Annotated in this window: 17 protein-coding genes and 1 riboswitch; of the genes, 5 read left to right on the plus strand and 12 right to left on the minus strand. The window is 63.4% G+C overall.

The annotated features are described in order from the left end of the window. Positions 1 to 2 precede the first annotated feature (2 nt). A complete protein-coding gene (gene rimK / locus B3C1_RS15900; protein ID WP_008486083.1) occupies positions 3 to 908 on the minus strand; it encodes a 30S ribosomal protein S6--L-glutamate ligase in 906 nt (301 codons plus the stop codon). 139 nt (positions 909 to 1,047) lie between these two features. Here rimK and B3C1_RS15905 point away from each other — a divergent pair, with 139 nt between their 5' ends. After that, on the plus strand, positions 1,048 to 1,611 hold the full coding sequence (locus B3C1_RS15905) for an LOG family protein (protein WP_008486084.1): 564 nt from the start codon (positions 1,048 to 1,050) through the stop codon (positions 1,609 to 1,611). A 34-nt stretch (positions 1,612 to 1,645) separates the two neighbouring features. On the opposite strand, the gene lysC is transcribed toward B3C1_RS15905, so the two are convergent. Further along, on the minus strand, positions 1,646 to 2,989 hold the full coding sequence (lysC, locus tag B3C1_RS15910; protein WP_008486085.1) for a lysine-sensitive aspartokinase 3: 1,344 nt from the start codon (positions 2,987 to 2,989) through the stop codon (positions 1,646 to 1,648). A gap of 63 nt (positions 2,990 to 3,052) precedes the next feature. Continuing rightward, positions 3,053 to 3,224: riboswitch (Lysine riboswitch) on the minus strand. 114 nt (positions 3,225 to 3,338) lie between these two features. On the opposite strand from lysC, the gene B3C1_RS15915 reads away from it, so the two are divergent. After that, positions 3,339 to 4,049 (plus strand): type 1 glutamine amidotransferase domain-containing protein, encoded by a 711-nt coding sequence (locus B3C1_RS15915; RefSeq protein ID WP_008486086.1) that lies wholly within the window; start codon positions 3,339 to 3,341, stop codon positions 4,047 to 4,049. Between the two features lie 120 nt (positions 4,050 to 4,169). After that, entirely contained in the window at positions 4,170 to 5,252 is a 1,083-nt protein-coding gene (locus B3C1_RS15920) for a serine hydrolase domain-containing protein (protein ID WP_008486087.1), read from the plus strand. On the opposite strand, the gene rnt is transcribed toward B3C1_RS15920, so the two are convergent. Then, on the minus strand, positions 5,249 to 5,920 hold the full coding sequence (gene rnt, locus B3C1_RS15925) for a ribonuclease T (protein ID WP_008486088.1): 672 nt from the start codon (positions 5,918 to 5,920) through the stop codon (positions 5,249 to 5,251). The two genes, B3C1_RS15920 and rnt, sit on opposite strands and share 4 nt — an antisense overlap. 104 nt (positions 5,921 to 6,024) lie before the next feature. Here rnt and B3C1_RS15930 point away from each other — a divergent pair, with 104 nt between their 5' ends. Beyond that, entirely contained in the window at positions 6,025 to 6,897 is an 873-nt protein-coding gene (locus B3C1_RS15930; RefSeq protein ID WP_008486090.1) for a flagellar protein MotY, read from the plus strand. A gap of 43 nt (positions 6,898 to 6,940) precedes the next feature. Here B3C1_RS15930 and gloA read toward each other — a convergent pair whose 3' ends face one another. Genes gloA through rsxA form a run of 8 tightly spaced genes read right to left on the minus strand, consistent with a single transcriptional unit; the run spans position 6,941 to position 13,953 of the window. Then, complete coding sequence (gene gloA, locus B3C1_RS15935; protein ID WP_008486091.1) at positions 6,941 to 7,348, minus strand: lactoylglutathione lyase; 408 nt, start codon at positions 7,346 to 7,348, stop codon at positions 6,941 to 6,943. An 11-nt stretch (positions 7,349 to 7,359) separates the two neighbouring features. Continuing rightward, a complete protein-coding gene (nth, locus tag B3C1_RS15940) occupies positions 7,360 to 7,995 on the minus strand; it encodes an endonuclease III (protein ID WP_008486092.1) in 636 nt (211 codons plus the stop codon). Further along, positions 7,995 to 8,690, minus strand: a complete 696-nt coding sequence (locus tag B3C1_RS15945) for an electron transport complex subunit E (protein WP_008486093.1) — start codon at positions 8,688 to 8,690, stop codon at positions 7,995 to 7,997. The genes nth and B3C1_RS15945 overlap by 1 nt, the downstream gene beginning before the upstream one ends. Continuing rightward, the gene (rsxG, locus tag B3C1_RS15950) at positions 8,687 to 9,325 is read right to left on the minus strand and encodes an electron transport complex subunit RsxG (protein ID WP_035482481.1); all 639 of its coding nucleotides are present in this window, start codon (positions 9,323 to 9,325) and stop codon (positions 8,687 to 8,689) included. Before rsxG ends, B3C1_RS15945 begins: the two co-directional genes overlap by 4 nt. Continuing rightward, positions 9,325 to 10,374 carry an electron transport complex subunit RsxD gene (gene rsxD / locus B3C1_RS15955; RefSeq protein WP_008486095.1) on the minus strand — a complete coding sequence of 350 codons (1,050 nt, stop codon included), beginning with the start codon at positions 10,372 to 10,374 and terminating at the stop codon, positions 9,325 to 9,327. Before rsxD ends, rsxG begins: the two co-directional genes overlap by 1 nt. Then, complete coding sequence (gene rsxC, locus B3C1_RS15960; RefSeq protein ID WP_008486096.1) at positions 10,374 to 12,800, minus strand: electron transport complex subunit RsxC; 2,427 nt, start codon at positions 12,798 to 12,800, stop codon at positions 10,374 to 10,376. The genes rsxD and rsxC overlap by 1 nt, the downstream gene beginning before the upstream one ends. Beyond that, positions 12,800 to 13,369, minus strand: a complete 570-nt coding sequence (rsxB, locus tag B3C1_RS15965) for an electron transport complex subunit RsxB (protein ID WP_008486098.1) — start codon at positions 13,367 to 13,369, stop codon at positions 12,800 to 12,802. Before rsxB ends, rsxC begins: the two co-directional genes overlap by 1 nt. Positions 13,370 to 13,371: 2 nt before the next feature. Then, positions 13,372 to 13,953, minus strand: a complete 582-nt coding sequence (gene rsxA, locus B3C1_RS15970; protein ID WP_008486099.1) for an electron transport complex subunit RsxA — start codon at positions 13,951 to 13,953, stop codon at positions 13,372 to 13,374. 92 nt (positions 13,954 to 14,045) lie between these two features. Between rsxA and B3C1_RS15975 the strand changes: the two genes are divergently transcribed. Then, a complete protein-coding gene (locus B3C1_RS15975) occupies positions 14,046 to 14,924 on the plus strand; it encodes a DMT family transporter (RefSeq protein WP_008486100.1) in 879 nt (292 codons plus the stop codon). 27 nt (positions 14,925 to 14,951) lie between these two features. On the opposite strand, the gene B3C1_RS15980 is transcribed toward B3C1_RS15975, so the two are convergent. Beyond that, complete coding sequence (locus B3C1_RS15980) at positions 14,952 to 16,823, minus strand: EAL domain-containing protein (RefSeq protein WP_008486101.1); 1,872 nt, start codon at positions 16,821 to 16,823, stop codon at positions 14,952 to 14,954. Positions 16,824 to 17,435 lie beyond the last annotated feature (612 nt).

Here is a 17,435-nt window from a genome sequence, read left to right on the forward strand (position 1 = left end):
GCTCAGCCTTTTCCTTTGGTCCTGTTGCTGTGGGGCTTGGCGTTCTTGGCGATGTACTCGATGATGGCGCCGGCCACGTCCACCTTGGTGGCCGCTTCGATGCCTTCCAGGCCGGGGGAGCTGTTCACTTCCATCACCAGGGGACCGTGGTTGGAGCGCAGCAGGTCAACCCCCGCTACCCCCAGGCCCATGATCTTGGCGCTGCGCACGGCGGTGGAGCGCTCTTCCGGGGTGATCTTGATGGGAATGGCGCTGCCGCCACGGTGCAGGTTGGAGCGAAACTCCCCTTCCTTGGCCTGGCGCTGCATGGACGCCACCACCTTGTCACCCACCACGATACAGCGGATGTCGGCGCCGCCGGCTTCACGGATGTATTCTTGCACCAAAAAGCGGCCGCCCAGGCTTCTAAAGGCTTCGATGGTACTCTCGGCGGCCTTGCGGGTTTCCGCCAGCACCACCCCTTTACCCTGGGTGCTTTCCAGCAGTTTGACCACCAGCGGCGCGCCGCCGACCATTTCAATCAAGTCATCGGTGGCCTTGGTGGAGTGGGCAAAACCGGTGATGGGCAGGCCTATGCCTTTACGGGCCAGCAGCTGCAGGCTGCGCAGCTTGTCGCGGGAGCGGGAAATGGCCACAGACTCGTTGACGCAGTACACGCCCATCATTTCAAACTGGCGCACCACGGCGGTGCCGTAAAAGGTCACAGAGGCGCCGATACGGGGGATGATGGCATCGGGGTTTTCCAGTTCCACACCGCCGTAATGAATGCTGGGCCTGTGGGAAGCGATGTTCATATAGCAAAGCAGATGGTTAAGGACCTGCACCTCGTGGCCGCGCTGCTCGGCGGCTTCCACCAGGCGGCGGGTCGAGTAAAGGTCTGCTTTGCGGGACAGGATGCCAATCTTCATAGATGATTCCCTGATAAAGTAAGGGGGCCGGAACGGGGCGGAAGCATCCTTTCCTCCCGGCGCAAAAAGGTGCTGCATCATATAGCAGACCTTAGCTCTAACCTAGTGGATCGCGACGACTTTTTGAACCGGAGTTCCAATGCAAAGCCTGGCTGTTTTTTGCGGCTCCAGAATGGGCCATTCGGGTGAATTTGCCGATGCTGCCAGGGCCCTTGGCCAGCTGCTGGCCGAGCAGGGTAAGACCCTGGTTTACGGCGGTGGCCGGGTGGGGCTGATGGGCACAGTAGCGGACGCCTGCCTAGGAGCTGGGGGCCGGGTGATAGGGGTTATTCCCCAGGCCCTTTTGGACAAGGAAGTGGGCCACAGGGGCCTGACCGAGCTGCACGTGGTGCGGGACATGCACGAGCGCAAGGCGATGATGGCGCAGCTGGCGGACGGCTTTGTGGCCCTACCCGGTGGCGCCGGCACCCTGGAAGAGTTTGCCGAGGTCTGGACCTGGGCCATGCTCGGCTACCACCACAAGCCCATCGGCCTGTTGAACGTCAAGGGCTTCTACCGGCCGCTGCTGGAGTTGGCCACCGGCTATGTGGACGAGGGCTTTTTGGACCAGCGCCACCAGGCCATGCTGGTGGTGGAGTCCGATCCCCAGGCGCTGCTGGCCCGTTTTGACCACTACCAGCCGCCCCGCAACAAGTGGGACTGAGCCAAAAAAAACGCCCCGAGGGCGTTTTTTCGTATCAGGCGGCTACGGCCTGGCGCTGTTCAAAAAGCCGCGCGTGCAGTCGTTGGATGGCCAAGGGGCCGTCCTTGTCTTCGACCAGGAAGCAGAGGTTGTGAGGGCTGGCGCCATGGCAAATCAGGGGCACATTGATACCGCCCAAGGCGTTGAACACCTCGGCGGCGATCTGCGGGGTGGCATTGAGGTTGTCACCCACCAGGGCCACCAGGGCCAGGCCTTCTGACACTTCAATGCTGCCCAGTTCCTTGAGCTCTTCCAATACCTGCAGGGACAGGGCCTGCTCTGAGCCGCGCTCGTCCAGGGTCAGGGCGATGGAGATCTCGGAGGTGGTCACCAGATCCACCGAGATATGGTGCTTGGCCAGCAGGCTGAAGGCCCGGGCCAAAAAGCCGTAGCTGTAGAGCATCTCGGGGCTGGTGATCTTCAGCAGGGTCTGGTTTTTGCGCAGGGCCAGGGCCGCGTAACGGCGCTCGCCGCTCACTTCCCGGCGGATAACGGTGCCGCCGCTGGCGTCCAGGGTGGAGCCGATAAAGACCGGGATATCCCGGCGCATGGCCGGCCACAGGGTCTTGGGGTGCAGCACCTTGGCGCCGAAGGTGGCCAGTTCCGCCGCCTGGGCAAAGGACAATTCCGCCAGGGGCTGGGCATTGGGCACCAGGCGCGGATCTGTGGTGTAGAGGCCTTTGACGTCGGTCCAGATCTCCACCCAGTCGGCGTCGGCCGCTTCGGCCAGCAGGGCGGCGGAGTAATCCGAGCCGCCCCGGCCCAGGGTGGTGATGTTGCCGTCGCTGTCGGCACCCACAAAGCCTTCGGTTACCAGGATCTCCCCCTGGTGGTCGTTAAGGGCGATTTGTACCTGCTGGCGGGTGCGGGCCACGTCCGGTTCGCCCTGGCCAAAGTGGCTGTCGGTGGCGATCAGGAAGCGGGCCGGCAGTTGCAGGGCGGGCAGCCCCAGCTGGCGCAGGCGCTCGGCGAAAAACAGGCTGGAAAAACGTTCCCCCAAAGACAACAGGCGATCGCGCTCCTGGCCAAGGCAAGGGCCGCAGGCGTCCAGCTCTTCGAGCAGGGTCCAGTAGCTGGCCTTGAGGGCGTCGGGCTCGCCAAGGGCCTCAAAGAAATGCTGCTGGCGATCGCGGATCAGGGTGCGAAAGTTCTCGGCGGCTTCGGGATCTATGGCTTGGCTCAGGCCCACCAGGGCATTGGTGACGCCGGCGGCGGCACTGACCACGACGATGCGGGATTCGGTCTGCTGGGCAACCAGCTGGGCGCTACGGCCTTGGGCTTGGTAGTCGGCGACGGAGGTGCCGCCAAATTTCAGGACGCGGGTAGCGGGGATGTTCATAGCTCTCCTTGAATTCAAGCAAAGAGAGCGCCTGGGACCGGCAGTCAAAAAGGAAAGGCTGCTTGTACCAGAAGCGCTCCACCAAATCAGGTGACAGTCAACAGGATTCAACCTGTCTGACCGATGACACCGCGCGCCCCCGCGCCGTGCATCTCGGCGTTTACCCCCTGGCCAGCTGTCTTAGGGAAAGGGCCCCTCTTGCTGGTTACCTGGTCAACGCACCTCTTCTGGTCCTAAAAATTTCAGGACGGCGGCAGTGTTTCAGAATGTTGCCTTGAGATCAAGCCCCATTGATCCCATGCTGGCTGGGCACACTATGCTTGGAAGGTTTTTCAATAAGGAGAATGCAATGCACATTCTGATGGTAACCACCTCGCACGACCAATTGGGGGATACGGGCCACAAGACCGGCTTCTGGCTCGAAGAGTTGGCCGCGCCCTATTACGTGTTTGTGGACGACGGCTATAAGGTGACCCTGGCCTCGCCCAAGGGCGGCCAGCCACCCCTGGACCCCAAGAGTGACGACGCCGACAGCCAAACCGAAGACACCCAGCGCTTTAAGAGCGATTCCAAGGCCCAGGGCGAGCTGGCCAACACCTATCCCCTGGCGGGCATCAATGCCGCCGACTACGATGCCCTTTTTTACCCCGGCGGCCATGGCCCCCTTTGGGATCTGGTGATTGATCCCGACTCCATCCGCCTTATCCAGGACTTTCTCAAGGCCGGCAAGCCGGTGGCGGCGGTCTGCCATGGTCCCTGTGTGCTGCTAAACGCCGTGGATGATAAGGGGCAAAGCGTGGTGGACGGCAAGGAAGTGACCGGCTTTACCAACGCCGAAGAGGCGGCGGTGGGGCTGACCGAGGTGGTGCCCTTCCTGCTGGAAGACGCCCTCAAGGCCAAGGGCGGCGACTTCCTCTGCGGCGGCGACTGGGACGACTTCGTGGTCACCGACGGCCTGCTGATCACCGGCCAGAACCCCCAGTCTTCCGCCAGTACCGCCCGGGCCGTGCTGGCCAAGCTCAGCAAGCTCACCAACTGGCCGGGGCAGGGGGCCGGTTGAGCCGCGCCCTCCTGACTGAAAAGGGCCACCTGGCCCTTTTTGCTTGCCAATAGACCCTGACACCCGGGAGACGCCGCAGGGGCAACTGGTGCCCCAGGAACAGACAAAAGGATTGCCCTTATGAAAGCCTGGATAGCCCTGGCGCTGCTGCTGGCCGCGCCCCTTGCCGTTGGCGCACCCGCCGCCAGCGCCCCTTACCCCATCGCCGACTTTGTGGCGAAGATTGAGGCCTTGCGCCAAAGCGCCCATATACCGGGCCTGTCCATGGCGGTGGTCAAGGACGGTACGGTGCTGCTGGCCACCGGCCTTGGCTATGCCGACCTGGAACAGGCCGTGCCTGCCGCCGCCGATACCCCCTATGACATCGCCTCCGTGGCCAAACCCCTGTCGGCGGTGGTGGCGCTGAAACTGGTGGAGGAGGGCAAGCTGGATTTGGACAGGCCCCTGGACCAATACAGCCAGTGGCAGGGCTTTTGCGACGACTTTAGCCGCCAGCCCAGCGTTCTGGCCAAGGGCCTTGATTGCCAAGCCAAGGGCCATAGCCTGCGCCACCTCTTGTCCCACACCGCCACCGGCCAGCCCGGCCGCCGCTTTTCCTATAACCCGGTGCTCTATTCCTGGGCCTCCAGACCGATGATGGCGGTCACCAATAAGCGCTTTTCCGAGCTGGTGGCCCGCTACGTCTTTGCCCCAGCCGGCATGACCCTGTCGGCCCGCAAATACCGGGATCTGCCTTTGCGGGCCGACCTGGCCACAGCCCAGGCCCAGCCCTATCGCATCGACGACAAGGGGCTGGCCCACAGAGCCGATGCCAGGGGCGCCCAGGGGGATGGGGCGGCAGGGGGCGTGGTGTCCACGGCGCTGGATCTGGCCAGGTTCGATATTGCCCTGGATGAGGGCCGGCTGATCAGCAAGGCGTCGCTGGCTTTGATGATGACGCCAACGGCCCTAACCGGGGGGACAACTGCCCCCTACGGCCTTGGCTGGTTTATCGAGCCCTACCAGGGCCACGGGCTTGTCTGGCATTCGGGGTGGTGGGAGCAGGCCTATTCGGCCCTGTACCTGAAAGTGCCGGACCAGAAGCTGAGCTTTATCGTCCTTGCCAACAGCGAAGGGGTTTGGTGGCACAACAGGCCGGACCGGGCCGAAGTGGCCCAGTCGGCCTTTGCCCAAGCCTTTTTAGCGACCTTTATGGCCCCTTAGGGGGCCAGGCTTTGGTCCTGGGGGGCAGATTCGGCATCTTCGGCCGGGGCGGGCAGGGGCCAGCCACCCAGGTCCTGCCAGCGGTTAACGATGTGGCAAAACAGCTGGGCGGTGCGCTCGGCGTCGTAGTCGGCGGCGTGGGCTTCGGCGTTGTCAAAGTCCAGGCCCGCCGCCGGGCAGGCCTTGGCCAGCACCGTTTGCCCCAGGGCCAGGGCCGCCAGGGTGGTGGTGTCAAAGCTGACAAAGGGGTGGAAAGGGGAGCGTTTTTGCGCCGTTCTTTCGATAACGGCGTTCAAAAAGCCCAGATCGAAGGCGGCGTTGTGGCCCACCAGTATGGCCCGCTGGCAGCCGGCGGCCTTCATGCCTTTGCGCACCGCCTTGAAGATGTCCTTCAAGGCCTCGTTTTCGTCGATGGCGTAACGCAGCGGGTGCCAGGGGTCGGTGATGCCGGTAAACTTGAGGGCGGCCTCTTCCAGGTTGGCCCCTTCGAAGGGCAGTACGTTGTGGAAGACGGTTTCCTTGACCACCAGGCGGCCGGTGCTGTCCATGTCCACCAAGGTGGCGGCGATCTGCAGCAGCGCGTCGGTCTGGGCATTGAAACCGGCGGTTTCAACGTCGATTATCACAGGGTAGAAACCGCGAAAGCGCTGGCTGAATAGTTCTGACATCGAAGGTATTGGCTGTGAGCTGGGGGCCCATTATGGCAAAAGCTGACAAATCCCTAAAGTTTGAAAAGCCCTCGCCGACACAGTTGCTGAGGAAGGGGGATGCCATGTCCAAGTCGTTTCATATCTCAGTTTTTGCTGCCTTACTGGCTTTGTCGGCGACGCCGGCCGATGCCGGGGCCCGCTATTATGCGGCCAGCCTGGGCCAGTCCCAGTGGCAGATGACGGCGGCCAACCCCCTGCAATGCCGCCTCGAGCACAAGATCCCCAACTACGGTGTGGCGGTGTTCAGCGCCCAGGCCAGCCGCAAGGAAAACCTGCGTTTTGCCCTGGATCTCAAAGACGGCCCCCGCCAGCAGACCAAGGCCGACCTGGCCAGCGTGCCGCCCTCCTGGCAGCCCGGCCTCAAGGCCCAGCCTCTGGGGCAGTTGTCGGTCTACCCCCATTACCCGGCGGAGCTGAACGACGACAGGGCCTGGGATATCCTGGCCGAACTGGAATCGGGCCGCCTGCCGACCCTGACCTACCCGGACCGCCTAGGCCGTAACAGGGTGTCGGTGGCCCTGTCTACCGGCAACTTCAAGCAAGGCTATGAAGCCTTCGTGTCCTGCCTGGGTGGGCTGCTGCCGGTCAATTTTGAAGACATTGCCTTCTCGGTGCTCACCTACAAGAAAAACAGCTCCGAGCTGACCCTCGAATCCCAGCGCCGCCTGGATCTGGTGGGCCTGTACCTGGCCAACGATCCCAGCTTCACCAAGGTGGAAGTGGCGGCCTTCTCCGACTCCTACGGCGGCCGTTGGCTCAACGAAGAGCTGTCCAAGAAGCGGGCCAGGGCCATCAAGGACTACCTGGTGGGCAAGGGCCTGTCAGAAGACCGCATCAGCACCGACGGCTACGGCGAGAAACGCCATATCGCCTCCAACAACACCGAGCAGGGGCGCAGCCTCAACCGCCGGGTGGTGATACAGGTTCAAAAATAAAAAAGGCGCCCAAGGGCGCCTTTTTTGCATCTGTGTTTTGGGCTTACTCGCCCAGGCCCTTGCCGGCGTCTTTCTTGGCGATGAACTCAATCTTGTAGCCGTCGGGATCTTCAACGAAGGCGATCACTGTGCTGCCGCCTTTGACCGGGCCCGCTTCACGGGTCACCTTGCCGCCCTTGGCCCGTACCTCTTCGCAAAGGCCGTAGATGTCATCCGCTTCGATGGCGATATGGCCATAGGCATTGCCCAGGTCGTAGCTGTCCACGCCCCAGTTGTAGGTGAGTTCGATAACGGTGTGGTCAATCTCGTCACCGTAGCCCACGAAGGCCAGGGTGTATTTGTACTCGGTGTTCTCGGACCGGCGAAGCAGCTTCATGCCGAGGACGTCGGTGTAGAAGGCGATGGACTTGTCCAGATCGCCGACGCGGAGCATGGTGTGAAGAAGGCGCATGGCTTACCTCGTTAGATGTCGGTTTTGTCTTTGAATTCACACAGATCCTCGATGATGCAGGATCCGCAGCGGGGTTTACGGGCGATACAGGTATAGCGGCCGTGCAAAATCAGCCAGTGGTGCACGTCCACCTTGAATTCCTTGGGCACCACCTTCTCCAGGCGGTCTTCCACCGCCCGCACGTCCTTGCCCGGGGCAAACTTGGTGCGGTTGGAGACCCTAAAGATATGGGTGTCCACGGCGATGGTGGGCCAGCCAAAGGCGGTATTGAGCACCACGTTGGCGGTTTTGCGGCCCACTCCGGGCAGGGCTTCGAGGGCCTCGCGGCTCTCTGGTACCTCGCCGCCGTGCTGGTCCAGGAGGATGCGGCACATCTTGTGGACGTTCTCGGCCTTGGCGTTAAAGAGGCCAATGGTCTTGATGTAGTCCTTGAGGCCGTCCACCCCCAGATCCCAGATGGCCTGGGGGGTATTGGCCACCGGAAACAGCTTGGCGGTGGCTTTGTTGACCCCCACGTCGGTGGCCTGGGCCGACAGGGTCACCGCCACCAGCAGTTCAAAGGGGCTGGTAAAGTGCAGCTCCGTGGTGGGGTGGGGGTTCTCGTCCCTGAGCCGGGTCAGTATCTCGATACGTTTTTGCTGGTTCATCAGTCCGTCGTGGTTACCCGGACCCGCTGCGCCTTGGCAACGGGGCTGGCAACCTTCTTCTTGTCGCGTTGCTGGTCTATGACTTTTTTCAGGGCGATAAGAAAGCCCATGCCGATAAAGGCGCCTGGCGGCAGCAGGGCCACCAGGAACTTGGCGTCCAGGTGCATCACCTCCACCCTAAGGCCTTGGGCCCAGTCCCCCAGCAGCAGCTCGGCGCCGTCAAAGAGGGTGCCTTGGCCGATCAGTTCCCGCAAGGCGCCCAGCACCACCAACACGGCGGTAAAGCCCAGGCCCATCATCAGGCCGTCAAAGGCGGCCAGGCCGACGCTGTTCTTGGAAGCAAAGGCCTCGGCCCGGCCCATGATCACGCAGTTGGTGACGATAAGGGGAATAAAGATGCCCAGGGACTGGTAGAGGCCGTAGGCGAAGGCGGTCATCACCAGTTCTACGGCGGTGACGAAGGCGGCGATGATCATCACGAACACCGCCATGCGGATCTCCTTGGGCACCAGGCGGCGCACCAGGGACACTGTGGCGTTGGACGCCACCAGCACCAGCAGGGTGGCCAGGCCCAGGCCAAGGGCGTTGGTAAGGGTGTTGGTGACCGCCAGCAGCGGGCACAGGCCCAGCAGCTGCACCAGGCCGGGGTTGTTACCCCAAAGCCCCAGGCGGGCGATGTCTTTCATCTGGCTCATTGGGCCCCTCCACACTGGCTGGGCGCGGCAAAGAGGGCTTCTTTGTTGCGCTGGAAGTATTGCACCGTGTTGCCCACCGCCTTGACCACGGCCCTGGGGGTGATGGTGGCACCGGTGAACTGGTCGAACTGGCCGCCGTCCTTTTTCACCGCCCAGCCGGCGTCTTTCTCACCGCCGGGGCGCTTGCCGTTAAAGCTGTCCAGCCAACTGGACTTGCGCCGCTCTATCTTGTCACCCAGGCCGGGGGTTTCCTTGTGTTCAAGGACTTCGACCCCCAGCACTGTGCCCTCGGGGTAGGCCAGGCCGACGATCAGGTGGATGGCGCCGCTGTAGCCGTCCGGGGCCACGGTTTCGATGCCCACCGCCACCGGCTGGCCGGCCAGGCGGGCCCGGAAGGCGGGCTGGCGGTCGCTGCTGCCCAGGTATTGCTGGGAGCTGACCAGGGTGCAGTCACTGTACAAGTCGTTGTCGTGGCTGGCCTTGGGGATCATGGCGTTGAGGATGCCCAGGCGCTGGGCTTCCTTTTGCTGGGCGATGCGATCCTGGGTCAGGGCATGGGTACCGGCCAACAGGGCGGTACAGGCCAGGGCAAACAGCCCCAGGATCAGGCCGTTTTTACGGGCAGCGAGCAACATCATGGCTTGGAGCCCTCCCCAAAGCTGTTGGGCCTGGTGTAGTTGTCCAGCAGCGGCGCCGTCATGTTGGCCAGCAGCACCGCAAAGGCGATGGCGTCAGGATAGCCTCCGAACACCCGGATAAGGTAGGTCAGCACGCCAATGAGCAGGCCGAAGATCAGCCGGCCCTTGGGGGAGGTGGCGGCGGTGACCGGATCGGTGGCGATAAAGAAGGCCCCGAACATGGCGGCGCCGCTAAAGAGGTGGAAAAGCGGCGAGCCGTTGCCGTCCGGGTGCAGGATAAAGCCCAACAAGGACGCCAGCAGCAGGCCCCCCAGCACGCCCCCGGGAATTTGCCAGTCGATAATGCCGCGCCACAGCAGGAACAGCCCTCCCAGCAAAAAGCCCAGGTTGACCCAGTTCCAGCCCTTGCCGCCGATGTCGGCAAAAAGGGCCTTGGTCATGGACTCCGAAGCGGTCAGGCCTTGCTTGAGGTCGGTTTTCAGGGTATCGAGGGGGGTAGCCTGGGTTACCCCGTCCACCCCCTGGCTGAGCTGGTGGGCGGCAAAACCGTCTGTGGTGTAGCCGCTGAAGGTGAGGCTCAGGCTGTCTTGGAAGCTGGGGCTGTGGCTGGCCAGGCCCTTGGCGGGCAGCCAGTTGGTCATCTGCACCGGGAAGGAAATCAGCAGCAGCACGTAGGCGGCCATGGCCGGGTTGAACAGGTTCTGGCCTATGCCGCCATAGAGCTGTTTGGCCACCAGTATGGCGAACACCGAACCTATCACCAGCAGCCACCAGGGGGCCGTGGGAGGCAGGGCCAGGGCCAGCAGTATGGCGGTCAGCAGCGCCGAGCTGTCGGCCAGCTGCCACAGGCTCTTGCCCCTTAGCAGCAGCACCAGGGCCTCGGTGACAAGGGCGGTCAGGCTGCAAAGGGCCAGGTTGATAAGGACGCCATAGCCGAAGAAATAAACCAGGGCCGCAGCGCCGGGCAGGGTGGCATAGGCCACCAGGCGCATCACCTGGCCCGTGGTGCGGCGCTTGTGGGTATGGGGAGAGCTGGCGATCAACATCAGTCCTGACCTTCTTGAGCTTGTTTCTTGGCCTTGGCGCGGGCAACAGCGGCCGCTACGGCGGCCTTTTTACGGGCGGCGGCGTCGTCTTCGGGGGGTTCGGCCTGGGGCTGGGGGCTGGCCTCTTCGCCAGCGGCTTCGGCTTTTTTGTCCTTGGCGCGGGCCACGGCGGCGGCTACGGCGGCTTTTTTACGGGCGGCAGCGTCGTCTTCGGCGGATTCGGCCTGGGGCTGGGGGCTGGCCTCTTCGCCAGCGGCTTCGGCTTTTTTGGCCTTGGCGCGGGCCACAGCGGCGGCTACGGCCGCTTTTTTACGGGCGGCAGCGTCGTCTTCGGCGGTTTCAGCCTGGGGCTGGGCACTGGCCTCTTCGCCGGTGGCGTCGGCCTTTTTGGCCTTGGCGCGGGCCACAGCGGCAGCTACGGCCGCTTTTTTACGGGCGGCAGCGTCGTCTTCGCCGGCCTCAGCCTGGGGCTGGGCACTGGCCTCGGCGCCGGTGGCTTCGGCCTTTTTGGCCTTGGCGCGGGCCACGGCGGCGGCTACGGCCGCTTTTTTCGGATCGGCGGCCTGTTCGCTGTCGGCTGCGGCGACGCCAGCGGCTTCGGCCTTTTTGGCTTTGGCCCGGGCGATGGCGGCGGCCACGGCCGAGGCTTTGTCAGCCTGGGCCGGAGAAGGCGTTGGGGTGTCCGGCTGATCTTCCTTCTGGGCCTCTAGCTGGGCCTCCTGCCGGGGTTCCAGCTGGGCCTCCTGCTGGGCCTTTTTCTCCCTGGCTTGGCGCTTGCGCTCTTCGCGCAGCTTGGCCATTTCGCTGTTGTCCGGAACCCGCTCCCCTTTATCCAGGTGCGCCCCTTGCTCGGCGGCTTCCTGGGCCTTGGCGACGGCAGCGTCCTTCTGGGCCTTGACCCTGGCCAGGGCAGCGGCCACGGCGTCATTGTCCTTGGGCTGGTCGCTGCTGCGGGCGGCCATGGCGGCCTTGCGCCGCTCAGTGGCTTCCTGGTGGCGGGCTTCCCGTTCGGCCTTGTCCCGCTCCAGACGGTCTTTGCGGGCCTCGAAGCGCTCCCGGGCCTTGTCGGATTTGCGTTTTTCCTCGGCGGCGGCCCGGCTTTCGGCCTTGGCCACCCGGTAGTACTGCACCAGGGGGATCTGGGAAGGGCAGACAAAGGCGCAGGCGCCGCACTCGATACAGGCGGACAGCTTGTACTCGTCGAGCTTTTCCTGGTCCTTGGCCTTGGCATACCAGTAGAGCTGCTGGGGCAACAGATCGGCAGGGCAGACGTTGGCGCATTCACCGCAGCGGATGCAGTTCATCTCCCGCCCCGGCAGGGGCAGCTCTTTCTTGTTGGGCAGCAGCAGGCAGTTCACCGTCTTGGTGACGGGAGCGGCGGTGTCGTTGAGGGTAAAGCCCATCATGGGGCCGCCGACGATAAAGCGCTGGCGCTTGTCGGCCTCAAACCCGCATTCGGCCAGGGCATGGCTGATGGGGGTGCCGATGGGCAGCCAGTAGTTGCCGGGCTTTTTCACCTGCTGGCCGGTGATGGTGACCACCCTTTTAATCAGCGGCTCGCCGTGGACCAGGGCCCGGTAGGCGGCAAAGGCGGTACCGACGTTCTGCACCACCAGCCCCAGGTCTGCGGGAATGCCGCCGGCGGGCACCTCGGTGCCGGTGAGCAGCTTGATAAGCTGGCGTTCGGCCCCGGACGGGTACTTGGTGGGCACCACCTTCATGGTGACGTCGTCCAGGCTTTCTATCACCGCTTCGATGGCGGAGATGGCCTCGGGTTTGTTGTCTTCGATGCCGATCACCACCAGCTTGGCGCCGACGATGCGGGCCATCAGCCGGGCGCCGCCGATAACGCTGTCGGCTTCTTCGCGCAGCAGGCAGTCGTCACTGGTGATGTAGGGCTCGCACTCGGCGGCGTTGATCACCAGGGCGTCGATAGGGCGGCCGGAGGCCAGCTTGACGGTGGTGGGGAAGCCGGCGCCCCCCATGCCGGCCAGGCCGGCGCTCTTGAGGGCCTTGAGCAGCACTGCCGGGTCAGCCTCGAAGGGGTCGGCCACCGGGTGCTTGTCGGCCCATTGGTTCTGGCCGTCGGGCTCGATAACCACCGCCATGTCCCAAAGGCCAGAGGGGTGGGTCAGGGGGCGGTTTTCCACCGCCAGTACTGTGCCCGAGGTGGGAGCATGGACAGGCACCCCCATCACCGACAGGGGCCGGGACAGGGGCTGGCCCTTGAGTACGGTATCCCCGGCCTTGACCAGCAGCTCACCCAGTTCCCCCAGATGCTGGCGCAGCGGCACCACCAGTTCGGGGGCGGGCTTGAGGCGGCCTATGGGCCTGTGGTTGGACAGGCTCTTGTGCTCGGGTGGGTGGATACCCCCATGGAAATCAAAAACCTGGTTGGAGGTCAGGCGCTCGAACAGGGTCAACATCAGGCCTTTTCCTCCGCCGCCAACTGCTTGACCGGAATGGCATTGAGCTGCCATTTCCAGTTCTGGACCGTGGTTTGTACCGGGCGCATCTCGATGCAGTCCACCGGGCAGGGTTCGACGCACAGGTCACAACCGGTGCATTCGGCCTGGATCACGGTGTGCATGTGCTTGGCGCTGCCGAGGATGGCGTCCACCGGGCAGGCCTGGATGCACTTGGTGCAGCCGATACACTCGTCTTCGCGGATAAAGGCGACTTTCTTGACGTCCTCGGCGCCGTGGGCGGCGTCCAGGGGCTTGGCTTCTACCCCCAACAGGTCGGCCAGCTTGTCGATAGTGGCCTGGCCGCCGGGGGGGCACTTGTTGATGTCGTCACCGCCGGCAATGGCTTCGGCGTAGGGGCGGCAACCGGGGTAGCCACATTGGCCACACTGGGTCTGGGGCAGGATATTGTCTATCTGGTCGACCACGGGGTCGGCCTCGACCTTGAACTTGACCGAGGCCAGGCCCAGCACAACCCCGAAAACCAGGGCCAGGGCGGCAAGGGCAAGGATGGCGTAAAGGATCGTCATAGTTACAGCTTAACGAGGCCGGTAAAGCCCATAAAGGCCAGGGACATGAGCCCGGCGGTGATCATGGCGATGGCCGGGCCCTTGAAGGGCATGGGCACATCGGCGGCGGCCAGGCGTTCACGCATGGCGGCAAAGAGGATAAGCACCAGGGAAAACCCCACGGCGGCGCCGAAGCCGTAAATCAGCGACTGCATCAGGCTGTGGTTTTCGTTGATGTTCAAAAGCGCCACACCCAGCACGGCGCAGTTGGTGGTGATAAGGGGCAGGAAAATCCCCAGCACCCGGTACAGCAGGGGGCTGGTTTTTTGCACCACCATCTCGGTGAACTGCACCACCACCGCTATCACCAGGATAAAGGACAGGGTGCGCAGGTAGCCTATGCCCAGAGGTTCGAGCAGGTAAGTGTTCACCAGGTAGCTGCACAAGGAGGCCAGGGTCAGTACGAAAGTGGTGGCCAGGGACATGCCGATGGCGCTTTCCAGCTTGTTTGACACCCCCATGAAGGGGCAGAGTCCGAGAAATTTTACCAGCACGAAGTTATTGACCAGCACCGTGCCTATCAATAACAGCAGATAATCGCCCATGGGTGGCTAGGTCCCCTTCGGCCAAAGTAGAATCAACGGGTTATTATCGTGGTTTGTGGTCCCCTAAACAACAGTGGACCAGTGGGGTTTTTATGCCGGTTGTCGCCCTGGTGGTGGCCATGGCCCTGTGGGCCAGCACCTTTGTGGTGCTCAAAGTGCTGTTCGAAGAGGTCTCCCCCTTGTGGGTGATCTGCGCCCGCATGTGGGTGGCCGCCCTGGCCTTGGCCCTTGGCTACCGCTTCTGGGGTAAGGCTAGGTATCAAAAAGGCGACTGGCGGCTGTTGTTGGCCATGTCCCTGGCCGAGCCCTGCCTGTACTTCGTGTTTGAAGCCAAGGCGTTGCTGTACACCTCTGCCGGCCAGGCCGGCATGGTCACGGCGGTGCTGCCGGTGCTGACCGTCAGTGGCGCCGTGCTTTTTCTGAAGGAAAAGGCCAGCCCCAGGCTCTGGCTGGGGCTGGCCCTGGCAGTGCTGGGGGTCTTGTGGCTGAGCGGCGCCGCTGAAAACTCGGCCCAGGCCCCCAATGCCTTGCTTGGCAACGCCTTGGAATTTGCCGCCATGCTCTGCGCCGCCTTTTACTCCCTGTCTTTAAAACACCTGTCCGGCCGCTACTCGCCCCTGTGGCTGACCGCCATCCAGGCCTTTAGTGGCGCCTTGTTCTTCCTGCCCTTGGCCCTGGCCACGGCGCCGCTGCCGGCAACGCTCAGCCCGTCGGCCCTGGGGGCCATGCTGTATCTGGGGCTGGGGGTCACCCTGGGGGCTTACGGGCTTTATAACTTTGCCATGGCCAGGCTGCCGGCGGCGCGGGTGGCGGTGTTTGTGAATCTGATCCCGCTGTTTTCCCTGCTGCTGGCCATGGGACTGTTGGGAGAGCGGCTGGGGCTGTGGCAGGGGCTGGCCTGTTTGCTGGTGCTGGGGGGCGTGCTGCTGAGCCAGGAGCGGCCCAAGGCCAAGGCGGCCATTGCCGATTAAAAAAGCCGCCCTTGGGGCGGCCTTTTTTCAGGTATTCATGGTCAGGGCCGAGGGGCCGAACAACACCGGCCTTGCCAGGTAGTAGCCTTGCAGGCCGTCCAGGCGCAGCTCGGTAAGGGTCATGCGTTCCTCGGCGTTTTCGACGTTCTCGGCCAGCACCTTGACCCCCAGGCGGTGGGCGATGTCCACCAGGATGCGCAGGTAATACTGGCCGTCGGCGTCCTGGTCTATGGCGCGGGACAGGGCGGCGTCCACCTTCACAAAGTCCGGTTTGAGGGCCTTGAAGAAACGGATGGCCCCAAGGCCGGTGCCGAAGCGCTCTATGGTGATGCGACAAGCCATCTTATGGATAAGCTCGATAAAGCGTTGGCTGGCGCCGATTTGCCGCACCAGGCCCGCTTCGGGCACCTCGAACACCAGGTGGCGGGCCAGCTCCGGGTGGGCAATGAGCCGCCGTTCCAGCCAGACCACGAAGTGGGGGTCCTGCACGGTCAGGGCGTTGAGGTTGATGGCGTAGAGGGACTGGCCAAGGGGCTTGCCCAGCAGTTCCTTCAGGGTCTTTTCCATCACCAGCTTGTCCAGCTGTTGGATAAGGCCAAGGCGCTCGGCCATGGCCATCACCGAGGCAGTGGGCAGCAGGCGGCCGTCCTTGTCGTAGCAGCGAGCCAGGATCTCGGTGTAATGGACCTGGTTGCGGTTGATGCCCTGCACCGGCTGGGCCATCAGGGTCAGGCCCTGGTCGCTCAGCAGGTACTGCAGGTGTTCACGCCATTGCTGCTGGCTACGCTGCTCCATTTCCTTGTGCTGACCTTGCCCCGTGTCCAGGTGCCAACCGGGCTGGCCTTGGGCCATGGCCAGGGACAGGGCGTTGTCGGCCTGGGCCAGGGCGGCTCCCACCTGCCCTTGGCGCACCAACACCGCCCCCAGGTAGGCGGGCATCTGTTCGTGGGACTGGGTGCGCAGGGACATCAGCTCGGCCATCAGGTGTTGGGCCAACTGGCTGAGCATGGCCAGCTCGGCCTGGGGCACCATCACCAGAAAGTCGCTGCCGGACAGGCGAAAAGCCCTGATCTGAGACTTGCCCTTGTGTTGGCGCTTGAGGATCTCGGCCAGGCCCTTGAGGTAGTCGTCGCCGGCGCTGTAGCCGTCGTCATCATTGATGGATTTTAGGGGGGTGGCCCTTATCAGCACCAGGCCGGTGGGCAGCTGGGCTTCCAGGGCCTTGGTCAGCTGGTCGTTGAAGGCGCGGCGGTTGGGCAGGCCGGTCAAGGGATCGGTCAGTACCTGCAGGCTAAGGGCCCTGACCAGTTTTTGCTGCTCGCTGGCCTGGCGCAGCAATTTGGCCCTGGCCTCGCCTATGGCGGCCAGGGTGCCGTTGAATTCTTCCAGGGTCAGGGTATCGGGCAGTTCTTCGGCTTCTTGCAGGCTGTCCAGGTGGCGATTGAGGGTCAGGCTCTGTTCGGCCAGTTGGCGGCGCAGCCAGCGGCCCTGCCACAGGGCGATATTGATGCCCACCACCAACAGCACCAGGTAGGCCAGCCATTGCCATTGCAAGCTGGCCTGGAGTGGGGAATTGTCCAGGGTCAGGGCCAGGCGGTGGCCGTCCTGGTTGAGTTTGAGGCTGGCCGGCGGCAACAGGGAAGATAGCAGGGGGCCCAGCATTGGGCTGGCCTGGTGCGGTTGGGCCTCGGCAGGCTGGTCGTCCAGTTGCCATTGCTGCCAGTTGCGGGGTACCCGGGGGGTGGGGCTTGCCAGCCAGTTCTTGGCATAGGTCCAGGCTTCCAGGGCTTCCTGATTGGCCAGGCGGCTACTGTTAAACCAACTGGCCGCGCACAGGGCCAGCCAAACGAGTACAGCGACAGCTATGCCCATCCTTGTCAGCCGGATGCTGAGTTTCATCGTTATTATGTCCTCTCGCCTTAGATGAACCACGACCACAAGGGCGGGTGGCGATTCTGACCATAGTAGGCCGCATTCCTTGCGTCCAACCCCGCCCCGCAAATGGCCGGCAATAATACCGGAAAAACAGGCCATTCGAACAAAAAATAACCTCAATGGCGGACTTTTGGCGATAGGCCAAATGGGCGCTTTTGCTAATGTTCCGGCAGGTGGTTGTCTGTGAAGGAAATTTGCTTGCCCGCAAGAAGCAGGCATCGGTGGGTCCATTGGGGTTTTGCTGGTTTGAAGGCGGCCTTGTGGCGGCAGCTGGCTTGCCGCAGGGGCTATCGGTGCCGGGCCTGGCCGATAGAACGGGAAGACCGCACTCTTCTACGTATTGGGCTGCTTTGCTTTGGCATAAACCTTTGCTGGCTCCCCCGACTGGACTTGCACGGGGCCGCCCAGGTCAGTGACATGGCCTGCGAGGCAGGCCCAGTGCTTTGGTAATTCACTTATCAAAGTCAGAAAAAGAAAAAGGCCAGCTGATGCTGGCCTTTTGGTAGTGGCTCCCCCGACTGGACTTGCACGGGGCCGCCCAGGTCAGTGACATGGCCTGCGAGGCAGGCCCAGTGC

This window comes from Gallaecimonas xiamenensis 3-C-1, from assembly GCF_000299915.1.
Taxonomy (GTDB): domain Bacteria; phylum Pseudomonadota; class Gammaproteobacteria; order Enterobacterales; family Gallaecimonadaceae; genus Gallaecimonas; species Gallaecimonas xiamenensis.